Annotated in this window: 19 protein-coding genes and 1 pseudogene; 15 read left to right on the top strand and 5 right to left on the bottom strand. The window is 66.7% G+C overall.

Annotated features, from left to right (window positions below; genetic code table 11):
* Nucleotides 1-23 precede the first annotated feature (23 nt).
* Genes HALNA_RS13385 through HALNA_RS13375 form a run of 3 tightly spaced genes read left to right on the top strand, consistent with a single transcriptional unit; the run spans nucleotide 24 to nucleotide 2,881 of the window.
* Complete coding sequence (locus HALNA_RS13385; RefSeq protein WP_049936848.1) at nucleotides 24-1,700, top strand: aldehyde ferredoxin oxidoreductase family protein; 1,677 nt, start codon at nucleotides 24-26, stop codon at nucleotides 1,698-1,700.
* A gap of 59 nt (nucleotides 1,701-1,759) precedes the next feature.
* Nucleotides 1,760-2,089: a 4Fe-4S dicluster domain-containing protein gene (locus tag HALNA_RS13380; protein ID WP_049936847.1), complete on the top strand. Its 330-nt coding sequence runs from the start codon at nucleotides 1,760-1,762 to the stop codon at nucleotides 2,087-2,089.
* 42 nt (nucleotides 2,090-2,131) lie between these two features.
* Complete coding sequence (locus HALNA_RS13375) at nucleotides 2,132-2,881, top strand: GNAT family N-acetyltransferase (RefSeq protein ID WP_049936846.1); 750 nt, start codon at nucleotides 2,132-2,134, stop codon at nucleotides 2,879-2,881.
* Nucleotide 2,882: 1 nt separating this feature from the next.
* On the opposite strand, the gene tmcA is transcribed toward HALNA_RS13375, so the two are convergent.
* A complete protein-coding gene (gene tmcA, locus HALNA_RS13370; protein WP_049936845.1) occupies nucleotides 2,883-5,099 on the bottom strand; it encodes a tRNA(Met) cytidine acetyltransferase TmcA in 2,217 nt (738 codons plus the stop codon).
* Between the two features lie 234 nt (nucleotides 5,100-5,333).
* Here tmcA and rpl7ae point away from each other — a divergent pair, with 234 nt between their 5' ends.
* The 4 genes from rpl7ae to ndk are packed head-to-tail and all read left to right on the top strand — an operon-like array spanning nucleotide 5,334 to nucleotide 6,585.
* Nucleotides 5,334-5,696 carry a 50S ribosomal protein L7Ae gene (gene rpl7ae, locus HALNA_RS13365; RefSeq protein WP_049936844.1) on the top strand — a complete coding sequence of 121 codons (363 nt, stop codon included), beginning with the start codon at nucleotides 5,334-5,336 and terminating at the stop codon, nucleotides 5,694-5,696.
* 6 nt (nucleotides 5,697-5,702) lie between these two features.
* Nucleotides 5,703-5,927 (top strand): 30S ribosomal protein S28e, encoded by a 225-nt coding sequence (locus HALNA_RS13360; RefSeq protein ID WP_049936843.1) that lies wholly within the window; start codon nucleotides 5,703-5,705, stop codon nucleotides 5,925-5,927.
* The gene (locus tag HALNA_RS13355) at nucleotides 5,927-6,124 is read left to right on the top strand and encodes a 50S ribosomal protein L24e (RefSeq protein ID WP_049936842.1); all 198 of its coding nucleotides are present in this window, start codon (nucleotides 5,927-5,929) and stop codon (nucleotides 6,122-6,124) included. The genes HALNA_RS13360 and HALNA_RS13355 overlap by 1 nt, the downstream gene beginning before the upstream one ends.
* A complete protein-coding gene (ndk, locus tag HALNA_RS13350; RefSeq protein ID WP_049936841.1) occupies nucleotides 6,121-6,585 on the top strand; it encodes a nucleoside-diphosphate kinase in 465 nt (154 codons plus the stop codon). The genes HALNA_RS13355 and ndk overlap by 4 nt, the downstream gene beginning before the upstream one ends.
* Here ndk and HALNA_RS13345 read toward each other — a convergent pair whose 3' ends face one another.
* The gene (locus HALNA_RS13345; RefSeq protein ID WP_049936840.1) at nucleotides 6,586-7,305 is read right to left on the bottom strand and encodes a helix-turn-helix domain-containing protein; all 720 of its coding nucleotides are present in this window, start codon (nucleotides 7,303-7,305) and stop codon (nucleotides 6,586-6,588) included.
* 154 nt (nucleotides 7,306-7,459) lie between these two features.
* On the opposite strand from HALNA_RS13345, the gene HALNA_RS13340 reads away from it, so the two are divergent.
* Genes HALNA_RS13340 through HALNA_RS13330 form a run of 3 tightly spaced genes read left to right on the top strand, consistent with a single transcriptional unit; the run spans nucleotide 7,460 to nucleotide 9,891 of the window.
* Entirely contained in the window at nucleotides 7,460-8,863 is a 1,404-nt protein-coding gene (locus tag HALNA_RS13340) for a selenium-binding protein SBP56-related protein (protein WP_049936839.1), read from the top strand.
* Nucleotides 8,864-9,178 carry a 2Fe-2S iron-sulfur cluster-binding protein gene (locus HALNA_RS13335; protein WP_049936838.1) on the top strand — a complete coding sequence of 105 codons (315 nt, stop codon included), beginning with the start codon at nucleotides 8,864-8,866 and terminating at the stop codon, nucleotides 9,176-9,178.
* On the top strand, nucleotides 9,175-9,891 hold the full coding sequence (locus HALNA_RS13330) for a hypothetical protein (protein ID WP_049936837.1): 717 nt from the start codon (nucleotides 9,175-9,177) through the stop codon (nucleotides 9,889-9,891). The genes HALNA_RS13335 and HALNA_RS13330 overlap by 4 nt, the downstream gene beginning before the upstream one ends.
* A gap of 1 nt (nucleotide 9,892) precedes the next feature.
* On the opposite strand, the gene HALNA_RS13325 is transcribed toward HALNA_RS13330, so the two are convergent.
* Nucleotides 9,893-10,672 carry a TrmB family transcriptional regulator gene (locus HALNA_RS13325; RefSeq protein ID WP_169719046.1) on the bottom strand — a complete coding sequence of 260 codons (780 nt, stop codon included), beginning with the start codon at nucleotides 10,670-10,672 and terminating at the stop codon, nucleotides 9,893-9,895.
* Between the two features lie 224 nt (nucleotides 10,673-10,896).
* On the opposite strand from HALNA_RS13325, the gene HALNA_RS13320 reads away from it, so the two are divergent.
* The 5 genes and pseudogenes from HALNA_RS13320 (at nucleotide 10,897) to HALNA_RS13295 (ending at nucleotide 16,034) form a co-directional block, all read left to right on the top strand.
* Entirely contained in the window at nucleotides 10,897-12,840 is a 1,944-nt protein-coding gene (locus tag HALNA_RS13320; protein ID WP_049936835.1) for a primary-amine oxidase, read from the top strand.
* A 1-nt stretch (nucleotide 12,841) separates the two neighbouring features.
* Nucleotides 12,842-14,513, top strand: a pseudogene (locus tag HALNA_RS13315) (ammonium transporter).
* Between the two features lie 20 nt (nucleotides 14,514-14,533).
* Nucleotides 14,534-15,256 carry a hypothetical protein gene (locus HALNA_RS13305; protein ID WP_049936832.1) on the top strand — a complete coding sequence of 241 codons (723 nt, stop codon included), beginning with the start codon at nucleotides 14,534-14,536 and terminating at the stop codon, nucleotides 15,254-15,256.
* A gap of 49 nt (nucleotides 15,257-15,305) precedes the next feature.
* Nucleotides 15,306-15,755: a hypothetical protein gene (locus tag HALNA_RS13300; RefSeq protein WP_049936831.1), complete on the top strand. Its 450-nt coding sequence runs from the start codon at nucleotides 15,306-15,308 to the stop codon at nucleotides 15,753-15,755.
* A 72-nt stretch (nucleotides 15,756-15,827) separates the two neighbouring features.
* Nucleotides 15,828-16,034, top strand: a complete 207-nt coding sequence (locus HALNA_RS13295; protein ID WP_049936830.1) for a TOBE domain-containing protein — start codon at nucleotides 15,828-15,830, stop codon at nucleotides 16,032-16,034.
* Here HALNA_RS13295 and HALNA_RS13290 read toward each other — a convergent pair.
* Both HALNA_RS13290 and HALNA_RS13285 read right to left on the bottom strand, forming a co-directional pair.
* Nucleotides 16,031-17,089: a methionine synthase gene (locus HALNA_RS13290; RefSeq protein WP_049936829.1), complete on the bottom strand. Its 1,059-nt coding sequence runs from the start codon at nucleotides 17,087-17,089 to the stop codon at nucleotides 16,031-16,033. The genes HALNA_RS13295 and HALNA_RS13290 overlap by 4 nt on opposite strands.
* Nucleotides 17,086-18,072 carry a 5-methyltetrahydropteroyltriglutamate--homocysteine methyltransferase gene (locus tag HALNA_RS13285; protein ID WP_049936828.1) on the bottom strand — a complete coding sequence of 329 codons (987 nt, stop codon included), beginning with the start codon at nucleotides 18,070-18,072 and terminating at the stop codon, nucleotides 17,086-17,088. The genes HALNA_RS13290 and HALNA_RS13285 overlap by 4 nt, the downstream gene beginning before the upstream one ends.
* Nucleotides 18,073-18,088 lie beyond the last annotated feature (16 nt).

Genomic DNA, 18,088 nt, shown 5'->3' with positions numbered 1-18,088 from the left:
TCACGGGGCGCCCGACTCCCCCTATGCTCCACATGGAGGGCCCCCTCCTCACGATCGACGTGGGATCGCGGCGCGTCGAGACCGAGTCCATCGACGACGTTCTCGGCTCCTTTATCGGCGGCCGCGGCGTCGCCACGCGTCTCGCTCACGAGCGCATCCCGTTCGACGCCGATCCGCTCGGCCCGGAGAACCGCCTCTATTTCACCACGGGGCCGATGCAGGCCTCGTCGATGAGTTTCACCGGCCGCACCTCCGCGACGGCCGTCTCGCCCCTGACCGACGGCCTGCTCTCCGCCAACGCCGGCGGCTTCGTCTCCCGCAACCTGACCGGTACCCGCAACGCCGTCGTCGAACTCGTCGGCGAGAGCGACGACCCATTGATGATCCACGTCCGCGAGGACGGCGTGACCTTCGAGGCGGTGCCACATCTCGCGGGCGCCGAGGTGCCGACGGTCACCGAGTACGTCGAGACCGAACACGACCTCGGTCCGGAGAACGTCGTCTGTATCGGCCCGGCGGGCGAGAACCTGGTCCGCTTCGCCTGTATCATGACGAGCGAGACGCGGGCGTTCGGCCGCGGCGGCCTCGGCGCCGTGATGGGCTCGAAAAACGTCAAGGCAATCACCTTCGATGGCGACGCGAGCCCCGACGTGGAGGTCGACGCCGAAGCGGCGACCATCCACCGCGAGGCGGCGACCAGCGACCACATCATGAAACGCCAGGGGACCGCGAGCGTCACCGACCTCGCCAACGAGATCGGCTCCTTTTCCACTCGCTACTTCGAGGACGTGAGCTACGAGGCGTTCGAGAACATCAACGGCGATGCGGTGGAGGCAAAGAAGTACAAGAAAGGGACCTGTTCACAGTGTGCCTTCGCCTGCAAGCTACCGACGCGTGACGAGGCGTCGGGCGTCGAGACGGAGGGTCCGGAGTTCGAGACGATCATGGCCTTCGGCGGCAACTGCGAGGTGGACGACATCGTCTCGATCATGCAGTCGAACCAGCTCTGTGATCGGCTGGGAATGGACACCATCTCCTGTGGCAACGCAGTGGCGGCCTACCTCAAGGCGAACGATGCCTTCGGCGACGACGAGTTGATCCACGAGACGGTGCGGAAGATCGCCGCCCGTGAGGGCGACGGCGACCTGCTGGCGGAGGGTATCCACCGCTTTCACGACGAACTCGGCGTCGAGGACTGGACGGTCAAGGGGCTGAGTTTCTCGGCCCACGACGGCCGCACGCTCAACGGACAGGGGCTCGGCTTCGCCACCGCGAACCGCGGCGGCGACCACATGTACGCGACGTTTTACGCCTACGAGTACCCCCTCGTCGACGCGTCGGAGGCGTTCGAGCCGTCGGGGCTGTCGGCCGCCAAAGCCCGAAAGCTGGTCGAACTGGAGAACAAGCGTGCGCTGGAGGACTGCGGCGTCGTCTGTCGGTTCTCCCGCGGGATGATGACCGCCGAACGCTTCGAGAAGCTGTTCGACGCCGACTTCGACGACCTACTCGACGTGGGCGCCCGCGTCGTCGAACTGGAACGCCACTTCAACAACCAACGTGGCTTCGACCGGGCCGACGACACCCTGCCGTACGACCTGCCCGACTTCGACGCGGCGCTCGACGTCTACTACGAGACGCGGGGCTGGACCGATCGGGGCATCGTTCCCGACGACGAACTCGGCGCGGTCAGCGCGGACTGACCGGGACGCCCCCTCGCGTTCGGTCGTACGTTTATCCCTCTCGGCCCCGGAGCGGGAGTATGGCTATCGATCCGAACTTCGAACGAAACAGGGAGCAGGTCGACGAGGAGGACGGCGTCGCCGTCTGGGGACCCGTCGACCCGCCGGAGACACGCGGCATCCACGGGATTCACGTCGCCGTCGACTTCGACATCTGTCTGGCGGACGGTGCCTGCCTCGAGGACTGTCCGGTCGACGTGTTCGAGTGGATGGACACGCCGGGCCACCCCGAGAGCGAGATCAAGGCTCACCCGACTCACGAGGACCAGTGTATCGACTGTATGCTCTGTGTCGACGTCTGCCCGGTGGACGCCATCGACGTGGACCCGTCACGCGCGAACCGACTCTGAGCGTCACGAACGATTAAGTGTGGTAGCGCGTTACACAGGTGCATGGAACTGACCGAGCAACTGAATTTCGATCACCAGGATCGCCGGGACATCTACGAGTACGTCGAGGCCCACGGATCGGTTCGGGCCGATCAGGCACGACGGGCATTGAATCTCGATCCGGAGGCGTTCGGTCACCATCTCACGATCCTGCGTCGCGACGGCTATCTCAAGCGGGAGGGCAAGCGCCTCAGCGTCGCGTACCGCGACGAGGACGTGGAGGAACACGACGCGGACGACGTGGTCTATACGATCCGGGCGGCCGAGCAACGCGACCTCTCGGGGCTCGTCGGCGTCATCCGACAGGTCGCCGAGGAGGGGACGTACATCGAGGCGGAGACGGTTGCCGACCTCCTCGACCACGAGGAGGTGATCCTCCGGCACACCGAGACCCGGTCGCGGATGGTGTTTGTCGCCTGCGTCGACGACGAGGTGGTCGGGTGGGTCCACCTCGACCTGCCGGAGACGGAGAAACTGGCGCACACGGCGGTGTTGACGGTCGGCATCCTGCCGGGGTATCGCGGCCACGGCATCGGGACGGCACTCCTCGACCGCGGCTTCCGGTGGGCGTGCGAACACGGATTCGAGAAGCTCTACAACAGCGTCCCCGCGACCAACGAGGACGCCATCTCCTTTCTCGAAGCCCACGGCTGGGAGACCGAAGCGGTCCGCGAGAACCACTACCTGATCGACGACGAGTACGTCGACGAGGTGATGCTCGCGACCTTCCTCGACTGCGACGCGCGGCTCTGAACTACCTGCCGTACCGCCGCCGCTCCTCGTCGGCCGCGTCGCCACCGTACCGGTCCACCAGCGGCCGGTACGCCTCGCCGAGTGCGCGCATACACTGCCGCGTCGAGACGTAGCCGAGGTCGTCGGCCACCGCCTCCCAGTCGCGCGCTTGGAGTGGTTTCCGGACGAGGAGTCGTTCCGCCCGAATCCCGAGACGCCCGTCCGGATCGAGCAGATACGAAAGCGCCAGATCGCGGAAGGCGCCGGGGGCGGCGTCGTAGAGTCCCGGGCCGAAGGCCGCGGCGGCGACGACCCGCCACTCGTGGTCGGTGAGGACCGGGTCCGGCGCGATGGCTGTCGCCCGGAGGACCGCCCGCGCCACGTCGGGGTCGAGGTCGTCGAGGGCGTCCGAGAGGCCGTCGCGCATCCGTGAGCGGAAGCGACGCGCGTGTCGGTCGTGGAGCGCCCGCCCCTCGTCGCTCGTCGGCCGGAGCATGATCGCCGAGTACTCCCCGCTGGTCGCGTTGCGCGTCGTCGAACAGTGGACGGTCCGGTAGCCGTTTCGTTCCCAGAACCGGACCAGCCGGGGTGTCGCGCCGTAGCCGACGCCGAACCAGTCGGCGTCGGCGTCGAACTCGTCGTGACAGCTCGCCAGGAGCCGGGAGCCAAAGCCAGTCGACCGGACGGCGTGGTGGGTGGCGATACGGAGGACGCGGTAGCCGACCGGTGCCCCCGCATCTATGTCGCGCAACTGGCTCGTGAGCACGTCCGGGAGCATGTTACCGCGGACGCGCCCCCCCTCGTACATATCGACCCGGAGCGATTCGGGGAGGCCGCCCTCCCGTGCCAGGAGCGCAACGGCGGCGACGTGGCCCTCGACCGTGAGCGCCCGGCACGTGAGGTTCGGGGCGTCGAACAGACGGACCAGGTCGTCCGGCTCCGTCCGGTAGTGCGCGAGGACGAGGAGGCCAAAGGCCTCGCGGAGCAGGTGTTCGTCGGCGACGAGGGCGGCGGCGCCGAGGGTGCGGTAGGTCGCGTCGGCGGGCGTCGCGTCCTCGAGTAGTTGGTCCGCGGCGGGCCGGGCGTCGAGCAGGAGGGCGCGGAAGGCCCACACCTCGACGGGGTCGCCCGCGGCGTACCGGATGGGGGTGTCGAGGCGGGTGTCGGTCACCGTCCGGTCGGCGTCCGCGAGGTGGTCACGGAAGCGCACGTCGAAGCCGCGGCCGGTCCCCTCGTAGCCGTGAACGGTAGTGACGAAGGCGACGGCCGGGGCGTCGAGGAAGGCGGTCAGCCGGCGGACGGGCAGGGCGGCCGCTTCGTCGACGATCACGGCGTCCGGATCGTCGGGTAACGCGACGGCCGCGGCGGGGGTGCGATACCGCACCCGCCCGCCGCTCGTCGCCGTGAGGGTGCGGTCCTCGCGCGCGCCCAGTCGGTCGAGGGTCGTAAGCAACGCCTCGGCGCGTTCGAACACCGCTTCGGCGTTGCGGTAGGTCGGTGCGGTGACCAGTACGTCCCGACCCGTAGCGGCGAGGCTCCCCGCGGCGAGACCGGCGGCCGCGGATTTCCCGCGGCCCCGGTCGGCCTCGACGACGACGGCATCCCCGTCGCGGAGGCGTTCGAGCGCGGACAGGGCGTCGGCCTGATCGGCCGTGAGACACGCCTCGTAAGCCTCGGGCGGGAAGGCGGCGTCCGCCGGTATCGACGGCGCGGGCGCGGGCCGGGCCGGCGGCGGGTCGGTCAGGCCGTCCCGTTCCACGACGCCCTCGTCCACGTCGACGACGGCGACGCCCGGATGGGTGCAGAGCGTATCGACCAGTCGCCGCCGGAAGTGGCCGGTCACGTCGTCGACGGTGAACGGCGGGACCGCGAGTCGGTCGGCGGCGTACGCGGTCCCCGACCACGCGTCGAGCGGCGGCGTCACCAGAACGAGGAGGCCGCCGCCGTCGACGGCACCGACGATGCGGCCGAGGACGTTCGCCGAGAACGCCTCGTGACAGTCACAGACGACGGCCTCTCGCGTGGTACCGAGGAGTCGGTCGGCGTGATCGGGGTGGAGGCGGTCGGCGTCCCCGGCGCCGTCGCGGGTCGTGACGACCGTCACCGTGTCGAACGGCGCGCAGGCGTCGTGGGCGGCGCCGAGGCCACGGTCACGGTCGCCGGCCAGCGTCAGCAGTCGCCGTTCGTTCGCCCGGTCGGCCTCGCCCCGGAGGGCGGTCACGAGGTCGGCGATCGTCATGCCCTCGCCTACCCCGGCGGCGACCAAGGGCCTTGTCCTCCGGCCGGCCGCCCCGCGCCGACGACGTATCGAAACGGGCGTGTGCAGGCCTCACACGCTGTGGCGGGTTTGAACACGCTTTTATGGGGGCCCCAGCTATTGGAGCGTACAGCCTGTCCGGGGTTGATGATGCGCCTCGCCATCAGGGACTCTACCTGGTGAGGTGCGCGAGCCCACGGACGGGGGGTACAAACAATGTCAGTTTACGTCAATTTCGATGTCCCGGCGGACCTCGCCGAGAGCGCCATCGAGGCGCTCGAAGTAGCGCGAGACACAGGCAGCGTAAAGAAAGGAACCAACGAGACGACGAAAGCCGTCGAGCGCGGCAACGCCGATCTCGTCGTCATCGCGGAGGACGTCCAGCCCGAAGAGATCGTGATGCATCTGCCCGAACTTGCCGACGAGAAGGGCATTCCGTACGTCTTCGTCGAGACACAGGACGATGTCGGTCACGCGGCCGGGCTCGAAGTCGGGAGCGCGGCGGCCGCCATCGTCGACGCGGGCGACGCCGAGGAACAGGTCGAAGACATCGCCACGAAGGTCGAGGACCTCCGGTAAGCGATCATGAGCGCCGAAGAGAGCGCCAGCGACTCGATGCCGGCGGAAGTCATCGAGATCGTGGGCAAGACCGGCATGCATGGCGAGGCCATGCAGGTCAAATGTCGCATCCAGGAAGGCTCGAATCAGGGGCGAATCATCACGCGTAACGTGCTGGGTCCCGTCCGCGAGGGCGACGTGCTCCAGCTGCGCGAGACACAGCGCGACGCCGACTCCATCGGAGGACAGTAATGGTCGACACACGCACCTGCGATTACACGGGTGAGGAGATCGAACCGGGCACCGGGACGATGTACGTCAAGACCGACGGCACCATCCTGCATTTCGTGGACTCCAAGGCCGAGAAGAACTACTTCCTCGGCCGCGAGGCCCGCGACCTGGAGTGGACACAGGACGGCCAGGCCGCCGGCGGCCAGGGTGAGGAATGAGCGACTCCGAGCGCACCTTCGTGATGGTCAAGCCCGACGGCGTCCAACGTGGCCTGATCGGCGAGATCATCTCGCGGTTCGAGGACCGCGGCCTCAAACTCGTCGGCGCGAAGTTCATGCGGATCTCCGACGAACTCGCGCACGAACATTACGGCGAACACGAGGGCAAACCCTTCTTCGACGGCCTCGTCGACTTCATCACGTCCGGCCCCGTGATGGCGATGGTCTGGGAGGGCCAAGACGCCACCCGGCAGGTCCGGACGATGATGGGCGAGACCGATCCCGCCGAATCCGATCCCGGAACGATCCGCGGGGACTTCGGTCTCGACCTCGGCCGGAACGTCATCCACGGCTCCGACCACGAGGACGAGGGCGCAAACGTTCGGGAGATCGACCTCTTTTTCGACGCGGACGAACTCCAGGACTACGAGCGGGTCGACGAGACCTGGCTGTACGAGTAGCTAACGGGTCTCGCCGAGATACCCCGACACGAGCCGTTCCTCCGCCCGACGTAACCGATAGGAGAGCGTCGAGCGTGGCACGTCGAGTACCGCCGCCAGGTCGTCCAGCGTGATCTCCCGTGGCGTTCGGTAGTAGCCGTGGTCGAGAGCCGCACGCATCGCCGTCCGCTGGTCGGGTGGGAGCGCCACCGACCCCAGGGAGTCGTGCCCCCATCCCTCGGCGTCGCGGAGGTGACCCATGCGGAAAGAGAGGCCCGCCCGCAGGTTCGCACCCAGGGCGTCGTACAACAGGCCCACCTTCTCGTCGGATTTCATGAAGATGCGCCAGCGGTGGCGGTTCTCCCGTCGCGTGGTGCAGTAGAGCGACCCGTGGGGGAGATACCGACCGGCGAGCGTCTGAACGGATTCGCCGTCCGTGACGTTCTCGATATGGCTGTAGATCACGCGCTCGTCGTCCGAGCGATCCAGCACGTCGTGGTACCTCGTGGCCGAGCAGTCCGTCTCGGTCACCGACACCGTCCGCACCGCTTCGTCGAGGCGAAGTCGTTCCACCGCGTCTAGCGCCGCTGTCGGACCGGTCAGCCGCTCGATCCGCCAGAAGCGATCCGTGGCAACACAGCCGTGTAACGCCTCGGCGACGAGCGTCGGATGCTCGATGAACACGTCCATCACCGGATCGGTGCCCCGATCGTACACGATGTCGAAGGTGAACTCACGCATCGCGCAGCCTCCGGTCACCACGGGACATCGCGGACACACCTCCGGGTACGCCGGCCAGTTCAAAAGGTTTCCCTACCGTCGACCGATCGACACGAGTTGTCGCTCGACAACTCAATCATTATTTATGTTCGTACGGTGTATGATACTGTCTGGCATGAGTACTGACGAACCCAGCGATACGACCGAGCGGCACGGACACGAGCACCACGAGGTAGAGGGCCCCGGCTATCCGACGCCGGGGGCGATGCGAACCGAGTCGGCGCGCGAGAAGACGGCCTTTGTCATCGCGCTCCGTGTCGGGATGGATGTCGACGGCTCCGACTTCATCGGCGTCGTCGACCTCGACCCCGAATCCGACACGTACAGCGAACTGATCGACACCGTCGAGATGCCGAACAAAGGCGACGAACTCCACCACTTCGGCTGGAACACCTGTTCGTCGTCGTGTCACACCGATGGACTGATGCGCGATCACCTCATCGTCCCCGGACAGCGATCCTCCCGCATCCACATCCTCGACGCCGAGGATCCGCGGAACATGGAGATCCAGAAGGTCATCGAACCCGAGGAGATATTCGAACACGACCTGTCGGCGCCGCACACGGTTCACTGTGTCCCCGGCGGGAAGGTCGTTATCAGTATGCTCGGAGACGCCGACGGCGAACTCCCCGGTGGCTTCCTCCAGTTGGACCAGAGCGACTTCTCCATCGACGGCCACTGGGAGGCCGACCTCGGTGACATGGAGATGAACTACGACTACTGGTACCAGCCCCGTCACAACGTGATGATCTCGACGGAGTGGGCGGCGCCGAACACCTACTACCCCGGCTTCGACCTCGACGACGTCGAAGACGGCAAATACGGTGACAGCATCCACATCTGGGACTGGGAGAACAAGACCCACCAGCAAACCCTGAACTTCGGCGAGGAGGGCATGATTCCGCTCGAAGTCCGTATGCCACACGACCCTATGGAGACCCAGGGGTTCGTCGGTGCGGCGCTCTCCTCGAACATTCTCCACTTCTGGGAGGGGGACAACGGTGAGTGGGAGTGGCAGAAGGTCATCGACGTCGAGGACCGCGAACACGAGGACTGGGATATGCCCGTCCCCGGCCTCGTGACGGACATCGTCGTCTCGCTCGACGACCAGTACCTCTTCTTTTCGAACTGGCTGCACGGCGACGTGCGGATGTACGACGTGAGCGACTGGGGCAACCCCCGGCTCGTCGACCGGATCTGGGCAGGTGGCAACTTCGCCGAACGACAGGAGATCCAGGGCACCGAAATCCGCGGCGCCCCACAGATGCTCCAGCTCAGCCGCGACGGGAAGCGGCTCTACTGGACGACCTCCCTGTTTTCCTCGTGGGACAACCAGTTCTACCCCGAAATCGGCGAGCAGGGGTCGCTGATGATGAAAGCCGACGTCTACCCCGACGAGGGACGGATGGAACTCGACGAGGACTTCCTCGTGGACTTCGGCGACGCGCCGGGTGGCCCGGCCCGCGCCCACGAGATTCGCTGGCCCGGCGGCGACTGCACCAGCGACGTCTGGCAGTAGATGAATCGGGTCACTCTCGAGTGGCGCAACGGCAGGGAGGAGACCATCGAGGTAGCCAACGGGGAGACGATCATCGACGCCACCGAGCGCGAAGGCCTCGGCGTCCCCTACGGCTGTCTCTACGGCGCCTGTGGCACCTGCACCGGACGCCTACTCGAGGGTGACCTCGTCCACGTCGAGCGAGCGAACGGACTGAAACCACAGCATCGACGGGAGGGCTACGTCTTCCTCTGTGTCGCCGAACCCCGCTCCGACTGCCGGATCGAGGTCGGCGCGGAGATTCAGGCCGACCTCGTACCGAACCCGTGGAAATGAGACCGATCGCCCGACGAACGGCCGTCGTCACGCTCGTCGCTGCTCTCCTCTCGACGCCAGCGACCGCCCACGGCGTGACCGCGGCCGCGACGGGTCTCCCCTTTCCGCTCGTCGTCGCCGGCGTCGTCCTCGTCAGTCTGCTTGGCGGCGGAGTCGTCCTCGTCGCGTACGGCCGACTCCCGTGGTCGGTGGGTCGAGTGACCCTCCCGTTGCTCGTGTTCGGACTCGGCGTCGCGGCCCTGGCGCTCGCCGTCACGCGGGCGACGGCGGCGACAGCCGCGGGCCTCGCCGTCGGCGTCGGCGTCGTCTATCTCGCCCGCGACGCGACGCTCACGGACTGCGGTACCTGTGCGGACGCCGCGCTGGGAGCCGTGACGCTGCATCGCGGCCTCGAAGGCGTCGTCCTCGCCACCGTCTACGCTGCCGACGCGGCACTCGGTCTGGTGGGCGCCCTCGTCGTCGCCGGACACGCCGCCGCCGAGACGGCTGCCGTCGGGTCGCTGTACGCCACTGCCGGCCGTGGATACGCCCTCGCTGCGGTCCTCGTCGTCCAGGCGGGGTTCGTCGTCGGCGTCGCGGCGGGATGGAGCGCCGTCGCTGGCGTCTCGCCGACCGCCGAAGCCGGATTGCTAGCGCTCGTTGGCGGCGTCCTCCTCGCCGTCGGCACCCGGGAGGCACGGCGTCGGCACGTGGTGGGCGCCCGACCGGCGTAGGTCACACCGGCTCGCCGTCGGCCCACAGTAACTCGAACAGGTGCGAGAGCGTGGCGTAGAGGTGTGGACTCGCGGTCGAGATGCCCACGTAGCCGTCGTCGTTGGGCGCCCGAAAGGCGAGGAGGATGTCCTCCCCGTCGTAGGTGTAGAGCCGGCCGCTGATGTTCTCGACCAGCCGTATCGTCATCAGTTCGCTCGCCCGGTCCCGAACCGCGGCGTCTAGCTCTCGGTCGTTCGAGATCAGCGCCCGGATCTCGACCCCTTGCTCGTGTTTCGTCGCGAGGAGTTCGGCGTGGTGGTTGGCGATGCGCTCGAAGCTCTCGGGCGTGGTGATCATCCGGATTTCGGATTCGGCGTTCGCGCCGAGTCGCTCGAGTTTCTCGAGGATGTGATAGCGATTCGGATACGACCAGCTGATGTCCACCTCGTCGCTTGCCGCCCCGTAATCGGCGTCGTCCACGGCGGTCAGGAACTGCTCACCGAGGCCCTGTAGCTCGTCGAGTTTCCGGGCGTGTTCCCGCCGTTTGAACTCGCGAAACTGCGAGACGGCACGGTTCGCTTCGATCGGTCCGAACTTCTTCGGGCGCCCCTCCTGGACGACGACGAAGCCCTTCGTCTTCAGCGAGTCGAGGACGTCGTACACCCGCGACTGGGGCACCCCCGCTCGGGTCGCGGCTTCCTTCGCCGTCGACGTCCCGGCCTGCAACAGGCCGACGTACGTCGACGCCTCGTACTCCGAGAGCCCCATCTCCTGTAAGTACATCTTTGACTGACTGTGCACACACACTCCTGATTGCAATCCTATTTGCATTTTGTCCAGACAAACTGGAATTTAGCGCATGTTCATATTGATTATTCACCGTTTACCACTCGATAGTGGTGAATTAGCTATAATACAATACATTCGCGTCTCACTCACGTGAATCTGGAAATGATCGGTCACCAAAGCGCGATTTACAACTACGTTCGAGCAGCTAATACGAATATTAGTGGAGTGATGTCGAGATGGCAGTAGACCTCAGCGAGACCACGGTAGAGCATCCGCTCGATCCGCTGGCGACCGAGGAGATCGCCGCCGCCACGGACATCCTCGAAGCCGAGTGGGACGTAGACGACGACGCCGTCTACCACAACGTCGTCCTCGACGAACCCGAAAAGGAGTTCGTTCGGGCGTACGAGGACGGCGACCACTTCGATCGCGAGGCGTTCATCGTCGTCCGACAGGACGGCGAGACGTACGAGGCGCGGGTGTCGATCACGGGCGAGGAACTGCTCGATGTCGAACATATCCCGGACGTACAGCCGGCGATCACGCCCCCGGAGGTCGAACAGGCCGAACAGGCCGTCATCAACGATCCCGAGTGGCAGGCGGCGGCAGCGAAGCGCGGCGTCGAGAACTTCGATCTCGCCATCGTCGATCCGTGGCCGGCGAGTGGGTTCGAACCGGACTCCCACGCCGACCGGCGACTCGTCCGCGGCCTCTCGTGGATTCGGACCGAGGAGGCGGACAACGGCTACGCCCGCCCCATCGAGGGGTTGTTCGCCTTCGTCGACCTCGACGAGATGGAGGTCGTCAAAATCGAGGACAACGGCGTCGTCGACGAGGACAGCCCGCTCCCGCCGGAAGACGCCGACTTCCGTGCCGACCGCGTCGCCACGCGAAACGACTTCAAACACCTCGACGTGGTGCAGCCTGACGGCCCGAGTTTCGAGGTCGAGGGCCAGACCGTCGAGTGGCTCGACTGGGAGTTCCAGGTCGGCTGGACGCCCCGCGAGGGCCTCGTCTTCCACGACGTGACCTTCGACGACGACGGCGAGCAACGGAAGGTGCTCCACCGCGCCTCCGCGTCCGAGATGGCCGTCCCCTACGGCGATAGCGACCCCAACCACTCCTGGAAGGACGCCTTCGACATCGGCGAGTTCCACGTCGGCCGCATGGCGAACGTGCTCACCGAGGGCTGTGACTGCCTCGGTCAGATGCATTACTTCGACGTGGCGATGAACGACACGAACGGCGACCCGAAGACCCTGCCCAACGCCATCTGTATGCACGAAGAGGACGACGGCGTCCTCTGGAAACACACGGAGTGGCGGAAGGGCCACACCGAGGTCCGCCGTCGTCGCCGCCTCGTCGTCTCCTTCATCGCCACCGTCTACAACTACGACTACGGCTTCTACTGGTACTTCTACCCCGACGGCTCCATCGAGGGCGAAGTCCGCCTGACGGGCATCGACTCCAACGGCGCGGTGTCCGCGGATTCGGACTCCACCGACAGCAACGAGGAGTACGAAGTCGTCGCTCCGCAGGTCAAAACGCCCATCCACCAGCACCACTTCAACTTCCTGCTGGATTTCGACATCGACGACACGCCCAACCGGGTGAAGGAAGTCCACAACGAACCCATCGGCAGCGGGCGCAAGAACGGGTTCAAGGCCGCGGAGACGCTGCTGGAGACCGAACAGGAGGCGCGGGACGATATCGACCCGCTGAAAGGGAAACACTGGCGCGTCGAGAGCACGGAGACGACCAACTCCTACGGACGGCCCTGCGGGTTCAAACTCGAACCCAACTCGAACGTCGAGTCGCCGGCCAAGCCCACCTCCAGCGTGAAACGCCGCGCCGGCTTCATCCACAACAACTTCTGGGTGACACCGTACGACGAGGACGAACAGTTCGCCGCGGGCGACTACCCCAACCAGAACGACGAGACGACGGGGCTGGCCGAGTGGACCGAACAGGACCGCGATATCGTCGGCGAGGACGTGGTGTTGTGGTACACCCTCGGCGTCAACCACGTCACCCGCGCGGAGGACTGGCCGGTCCTCCCCGTCGAAATCGCGAGCTTCCATCTCAAACCCGAGGGCTTCCTCGACGGCAACCCCTCGATCTCGCTCCCGCCCGAACCGTGTCACACCGAACACGACCTGACCTCGACGGGGGACGACTGATATGTTCCTCCAGGTCGATCCGTCCGTCGTCGCCGAAGGTGTCAATCTGCTCTGGGTGATGGTCGCCACTTTCCTCGTGTTCTTCATGCACGCGGGCTTCGGCATGCTCGAATCCGGGCAGGTCCGATCGAAAAACGTCGCGAACCAGTTGACGAAAAACGTCCTGACGTGGGGCGTCGGCGTCCTCGCGTACTTCGTCGTCGGCGTCGGCATCTCGGCGGTCGTCGCCGGCGTCACCTCGGGTAGCGGCGTCAGCCTCGCGAGCGCCTACGCATACTACACCGGCGGCTCGACGGCGTGGGCGGGCATCCTCTTCGGCGCCGCGTTCTCGATGGTCGCCGCGTCCATCGTCTCCGGTGCCGTCGCGGAGCGTGCCCAACTGCGTGGCTACCTCCTCTTTACCGTCCTCGTCGGCGCCCTCATCTACCCCGTCGCGACGGGGCTGACGTGGGGCGGCGGCTTCCTCGCGACGCTCGGCTTCCAGGACTTCGCGGGCGCCGCAGTCGTCCACATGACCGGCGGGGTCTGTGGCCTCGTCGCCGCCTACATCGTCGGCCCACGCGTCGACAAATTCAACGACGACGGCTCGGCGAACGTCATCCCCGGCCACTCGCTTCCCTACGCCATCCTCGGGACGCTGATCCTCGCGTTCGGCTGGTACGGCTTCAACGTCGGCACCGCCGTCAACGTCTTCCAGGTCACCGACGCCGGCGAACTCGCCCTCGCCGACTACGCCTACGCCGGCCGCGTCGCCATCAACACGGCGCTGGTCATGGCCACCGGCAGCATCGGTGCCGCGGCGGTCAGCGTCCTCCGCAGCGGCAAGGTCGACAGCCTCATGACCGCGAACGGCCTGCTGGCCGGCCTCGTCTCCGTCTGCTCTATCGCGGCGGTGGCGAGTTGGCCCGCGACGCTCGTCGTCGGCTTCGTCGCCGGCGTGCAGGTCGTCCTCGTCTTCGATCTGCTCGAGAAGTTCGGCATCGACGATGTCTGTGCCGTCTTTCCGGTTCACGGCTCCGCCGGCGCGTTGAGTGCGCTGGCCTACCCCTTCGTGAACACCACGTCGGCGTTTTCCATCTCTCAGCTCGGCGTACAGGTCGCCGGCGTCGTCGTCCTCGCGCTCTGGGCGGGCGTCATCACGTTCCTCATCTACGGCCTGCTGAAGGCCCTCGGCTGGGCACGGGTGAGCGCCGAACACGAACGCGAGGGGCTCGATTCCTCGGAGCACGGCATCGTGACTTACCCCGAGTTCGGCGACAACTCCGTCGGCAGTGCGGGGCGCACCACCAACACGGCTGCCGCCGACGGCAGCGGGGTGGCCGACGATGACTGATATCGAGATGGTGGTCGCTTATATCCGCCCGGATTCGCTCGGCGCGGTGAAGCAGGCGGTGGCCGAGGCGGGTGCCCCCTCGATCACCGTCTCGAACGTCTCCGGCCGCGGCTCCCAACCGGTTAAAAAGGGGCAGTGGCGCGGCGAGGAGTACACTGTCGACCTCCACCAGAAGACGAAAGTCGAGTGCGTCGTCGCCGACGTGGACGGGTCGGACGTGGCCGACGCCATCCGCGAGGCGGCCCACACCGGCGACCCCGGCGACGGCAAGATATTTATCCTGCCCGTCGACGACGCCATTCAGGTCCGCACCGGCAAGACCGGTCCCGAGGCGGTCTGACGCCGCGGGTCCCCGATTCCGTGGTCCACGATCGTCCGGTTCGTCGCCCGGCGCTCGTCGTTCTCCTCGGGACGACGCTCCTGTCGGCACCGGCGGCGGCCCACGGCACGACAGGGGCGGCGGTCGGCCTCGCCTTCCCCGCCGTCGTCGCCGTCTCGATCGCTGCCAGCCTCGTCGGCGGCGGCCTCGTCCTCGCGACCGTTGACCGACTGCCGCGTTCGCGCGGAGCCGTGCCCGTCCTGTTGCTCGCACTCGGCGGCCTCTCGGTCGCCCTCTCGCTCGACGGGGCGCCGGTCGGCGCGGCGCTCGGCGTGGGTTCGGGCGTGGGCGCCGTCGTCCTCGCTCGCGGCCACGCGATCACGGACTGTGGCGCCTGCGCCGACGCCGCCCTCGGTGCGGTGACGCTGCATCGCGGCCTCGAAGGCGTCGTCCTCGCCACCGTCTACGCCGCCGACGCGGCCCTCGGTCTCCTGGGTGCGGCCGTCCTCGCGGCCCACGCCGCGGCCGAGACGGCCACCGTGGGATCGCTGTACGCTTCCACCCGCCGTCGCGCCGTCGCCGCCGTCTGTCTCGTACAACTGGGATTCGTCGGCGGCGTCGTCGTCGGTTGGGGCGTCGTCGACGCCGTGCCGCCGGGCGTCGAAGCCGGGCTCCTGGCGCTCGTCGGGGGCGTGCTCCTCGCCGTCGGCGCCCGTGACGGATACCACCGCTACGCCGGCCGCGGGTCGACGCTCGCGGCGTAGACGGGAACGACAGTCATATACCCCAACCACCCCCACGACACGCCGTTCGATGCTGTTTCCAACGCATCTCGCCGCGGGGTACGTCGTCGGCAAACGGTGGGATCTTCCGACCCGTCCGCTCGTCGTGGGGGCGGCTCTCCCCGACCTCGTGGACAAGCCGGCGGCGATGGTCGGACTCGTCGATCTCTACCAGACGGCCGGCCACTCCCTGCTCTTGCTCGTTGTGGGCTTTGCCGCTATCTTCGCCCGTCGCGAGTTGACGCCGCTTTGGCTCGGGTGGGCGTCGCATCTCCTCCTCGACGCCTTTCACATGCTCCTCAACGGCCGGGCAGCCGACGTGCTCTTTCTGGCGTGGCCGGCGGTCGAACACACGCCCGCGGTCGACCTCCCGCCCGTCGCCTTCGTCGGGCAGTACCTCGGTACGTCGTCGTTCTACGCCGAGTTCGTCGTCTGGGGGCTGCTCGTCGCCGTGCTGGTGGGCAATGACGAGGGGGAGTGATCGCCCCCGACGTCGCGCGAGAACGTGTCACTCACTGTGGGTTTATGTCCTCGGCGAACGTGGTACCGGGCGATGTCACTCAGTGCACGCAACCGACTCGCTGGTACCGTTCGAAACGTCGACACCGACGGCCTGATGGCCGAAGTCGAGATCGAACTCGACGGTGGACAGACCGTCACCGCCGTCATCACCGCGGGGTCGGTCGATAGACTCGGTATCGAGGTGGGAACGGACGTAAACGCCGTCTTCAAGGCGACGGAAGTGATGGTCGAAAACTAATCGGCGCTGACTTCCGGCCCGAGTTCGATCTCGCCGGCGTCGAGTTCGGCCTCGATCTCACGGGTGGCGGTCACCATGTTCTCGATTTTTCGTCGGGCGACCTCACGCGGCAGGAGTTTCACGCCACAGTCCGGGCTGACCGTCAGGTTCTCCGGGGACACGACCTCGAAGCCCTGTTTGATGTTCTCCTTGATCTCCTCGACGCTCTCCACCTCGGTCGTGTGGACGTCGACGACGCCGAGGGCGAGGTCGGTCGTGAACTCGGGATCGGTGAACACGTCGATCTGTTCGTAGTCGCCGTTACAGAGTTCGACGTCGAACTCGTCGATCGGGTAGTCGAGCAGTTCGGGGTAGATGCGGGAGTAGTCGCCGTAACAGACGTGGAGACCGATGCGCACTTCGTCGGGAACCCCGGCGACGATGCGTTCGAGACACTCGCCGACGATGGCGTGGTCGTCGGGCGTCGTCGCCAGTGCGGGTTCGTCGATCTGGATGTAGCACGCGCCGGCGTCGACCAGCGCTTCGATCTCCTCGTTCACGAGGTCGGCGAGGGCGTACGCCAGGTCTTCGTCGGTCTCGTAGGCCTCGTTGAACGACCACGCCGCCAGCGTGTAGGGGCCGGTGATCGGCACCTTGACCGGCTTGCTCGCGGCCGCCTGTGTGAACTCGAACTCGTCGACCAGCCACGACTCGGTGTACTCCACCTCGTCGGCGACGGAGGGCTTGTCGAAGTAGTTGTGGCCCCAGACCTTCACGGGCCCGTTGAACTCGTAGCCCTCGATGCGGTCGGCGAAGAACTCGACCATCTCGTTGCGGCGCATTTCGCCGTCGGAGACGGTGTCCAGTCCCGTCCGTTCGTGTTCGTCGACGATGACGCGGCAGGCGTCGTCGTGGGCCTCGTGGAGGTGTTCCTCGGTGAACTTCGACTCCTCGTCTTCCGCGAGATCAGCCGCTCGGTTGAGCCACTTTGGCTTCGGGTACGAGCCGACGATGGAGGTGAGCAGGAAGTGGTCGTTCGGGTGGTCGTCGGGGCGGAACTGTTCGCGATTGCTCATGCGTCCACCTCCGCGAGCGCCGCGGCGTCACCCAACGCTTCGAGTTTCTCCTCGAACTTGTTCACCGGCAGGTAGAACAGTCCGGTGTTCGAGGTGACGTAGGCGCGCTCGAAGTCGGTGTGGGTGCGTTCGTCGACCCACTCGACGCGGTCCCGGATCGTCTCCGGCGACTCGACGAGCGTGTTCCCCCCGTCGACCACTCCCAGCGCGACCTGCGCTTTGGTTCCGTACTCGTTGATGTTGTAGAGGGCGTCCTCGGTTTCGGTCACGAAGTCGAAGCCGATGGCATCCACGTCGGCGTCCATCAGGTGCGCGTACGTCTTCTCCGGGACGGCGCCCCAGTAGGTGTGGACGACCACGTCGGCGTCCGTCGCGGCCGCCACGCGGTCGACGATTTCGCTCGCGTGTTCGTCGGCGTCGTCGTGCGGCGGGTTCTCGACCAGCGAGGGTTCGAGCAGGAACAGCGTCTCGTGGCTCGGGAACGCCTCGATTTCGCCGGCGAGGAAGTCCGCGACGGCGTCTCGGAAGTCCGCCTCGTCGCCGTAGTGTTCGTCGGTCGCGAGATCGGCCAGCGAGTACGGACCGGGCAGGACGGCCTGGAGTGCGTCCGTATCGACCGCCTCGAGTTCGGCGGCCACGTCACCCGACGGCGTGAGATCGCCCTGCACCTTCGGGTCGCGGTAGAAGTTGTTGTTGTCGTAGTAGCGGACGATACCCCCCGTCTCGACGTTCTCGTGGATCGTCAGCGGGTGGGCGAGCATGTCGTCCCACCGAAGCTGCCCCTCGACGACCCGGTCGAGGCCGGCGTCGACCTGGGCGTCGACGGCTTCGCTTCGTGCGCGGTCGTAGGCGTCGACGACCTCCGGACCCTCGTCACCGGCGATCAGATCGCCTTTCTGGTGGCCTTTCAGGTCCGATAGCTCGTCTTTCGCCCAGTCGGGAAGCGGATACAGTCCCGGTGTCGTGGCGACCAGTTCGGTCATCACGCTCGGTTTCGTG

The organism is Haloplanus natans DSM 17983 (assembly GCF_000427685.1).
GTDB classification, from domain to species: Archaea; Halobacteriota; Halobacteria; order Halobacteriales; family Haloferacaceae; genus Haloplanus; species Haloplanus natans.
Note: the sequence above shows the minus strand (reverse complement) of the source record. Positions and strands in the feature narration are given on the sequence as shown.

Coding starts and splice junctions, on each gene's coding strand:
- HALNA_RS13385 (WP_049936848.1), top strand. CDS start 24: ATGCTCCACATGGAGGGCCCCCTCCTCACGATCGACGTGGGATCGCGG.
- HALNA_RS13380 (WP_049936847.1), top strand. CDS start 1,760: ATGGCTATCGATCCGAACTTCGAACGAAACAGGGAGCAGGTCGACGAG.
- HALNA_RS13375 (WP_049936846.1), top strand. CDS start 2,132: ATGGAACTGACCGAGCAACTGAATTTCGATCACCAGGATCGCCGGGAC.
- tmcA (WP_049936845.1), bottom strand. CDS start 5,099: ATGACGATCGCCGACCTCGTGACCGCCCTCCGGGGCGAGGCCGACCGG.
- rpl7ae (WP_049936844.1), top strand. CDS start 5,334: ATGTCAGTTTACGTCAATTTCGATGTCCCGGCGGACCTCGCCGAGAGC.
- HALNA_RS13360 (WP_049936843.1), top strand. CDS start 5,703: ATGAGCGCCGAAGAGAGCGCCAGCGACTCGATGCCGGCGGAAGTCATC.
- HALNA_RS13355 (WP_049936842.1), top strand. CDS start 5,927: ATGGTCGACACACGCACCTGCGATTACACGGGTGAGGAGATCGAACCG.
- ndk (WP_049936841.1), top strand. CDS start 6,121: ATGAGCGACTCCGAGCGCACCTTCGTGATGGTCAAGCCCGACGGCGTC.
- HALNA_RS13345 (WP_049936840.1), bottom strand. CDS start 7,305: ATGCGTGAGTTCACCTTCGACATCGTGTACGATCGGGGCACCGATCCG.
- HALNA_RS13340 (WP_049936839.1), top strand. CDS start 7,460: ATGAGTACTGACGAACCCAGCGATACGACCGAGCGGCACGGACACGAG.
- HALNA_RS13335 (WP_049936838.1), top strand. CDS start 8,864: ATGAATCGGGTCACTCTCGAGTGGCGCAACGGCAGGGAGGAGACCATC.
- HALNA_RS13330 (WP_049936837.1), top strand. CDS start 9,175: ATGAGACCGATCGCCCGACGAACGGCCGTCGTCACGCTCGTCGCTGCT.
- HALNA_RS13320 (WP_049936835.1), top strand. CDS start 10,897: ATGGCAGTAGACCTCAGCGAGACCACGGTAGAGCATCCGCTCGATCCG.
- HALNA_RS13300 (WP_049936831.1), top strand. CDS start 15,306: ATGCTGTTTCCAACGCATCTCGCCGCGGGGTACGTCGTCGGCAAACGG.
- HALNA_RS13295 (WP_049936830.1), top strand. CDS start 15,828: ATGTCACTCAGTGCACGCAACCGACTCGCTGGTACCGTTCGAAACGTC.
- HALNA_RS13290 (WP_049936829.1), bottom strand. CDS start 17,089: ATGAGCAATCGCGAACAGTTCCGCCCCGACGACCACCCGAACGACCAC.
- HALNA_RS13285 (WP_049936828.1), bottom strand. CDS start 18,072: ATGACCGAACTGGTCGCCACGACACCGGGACTGTATCCGCTTCCCGAC.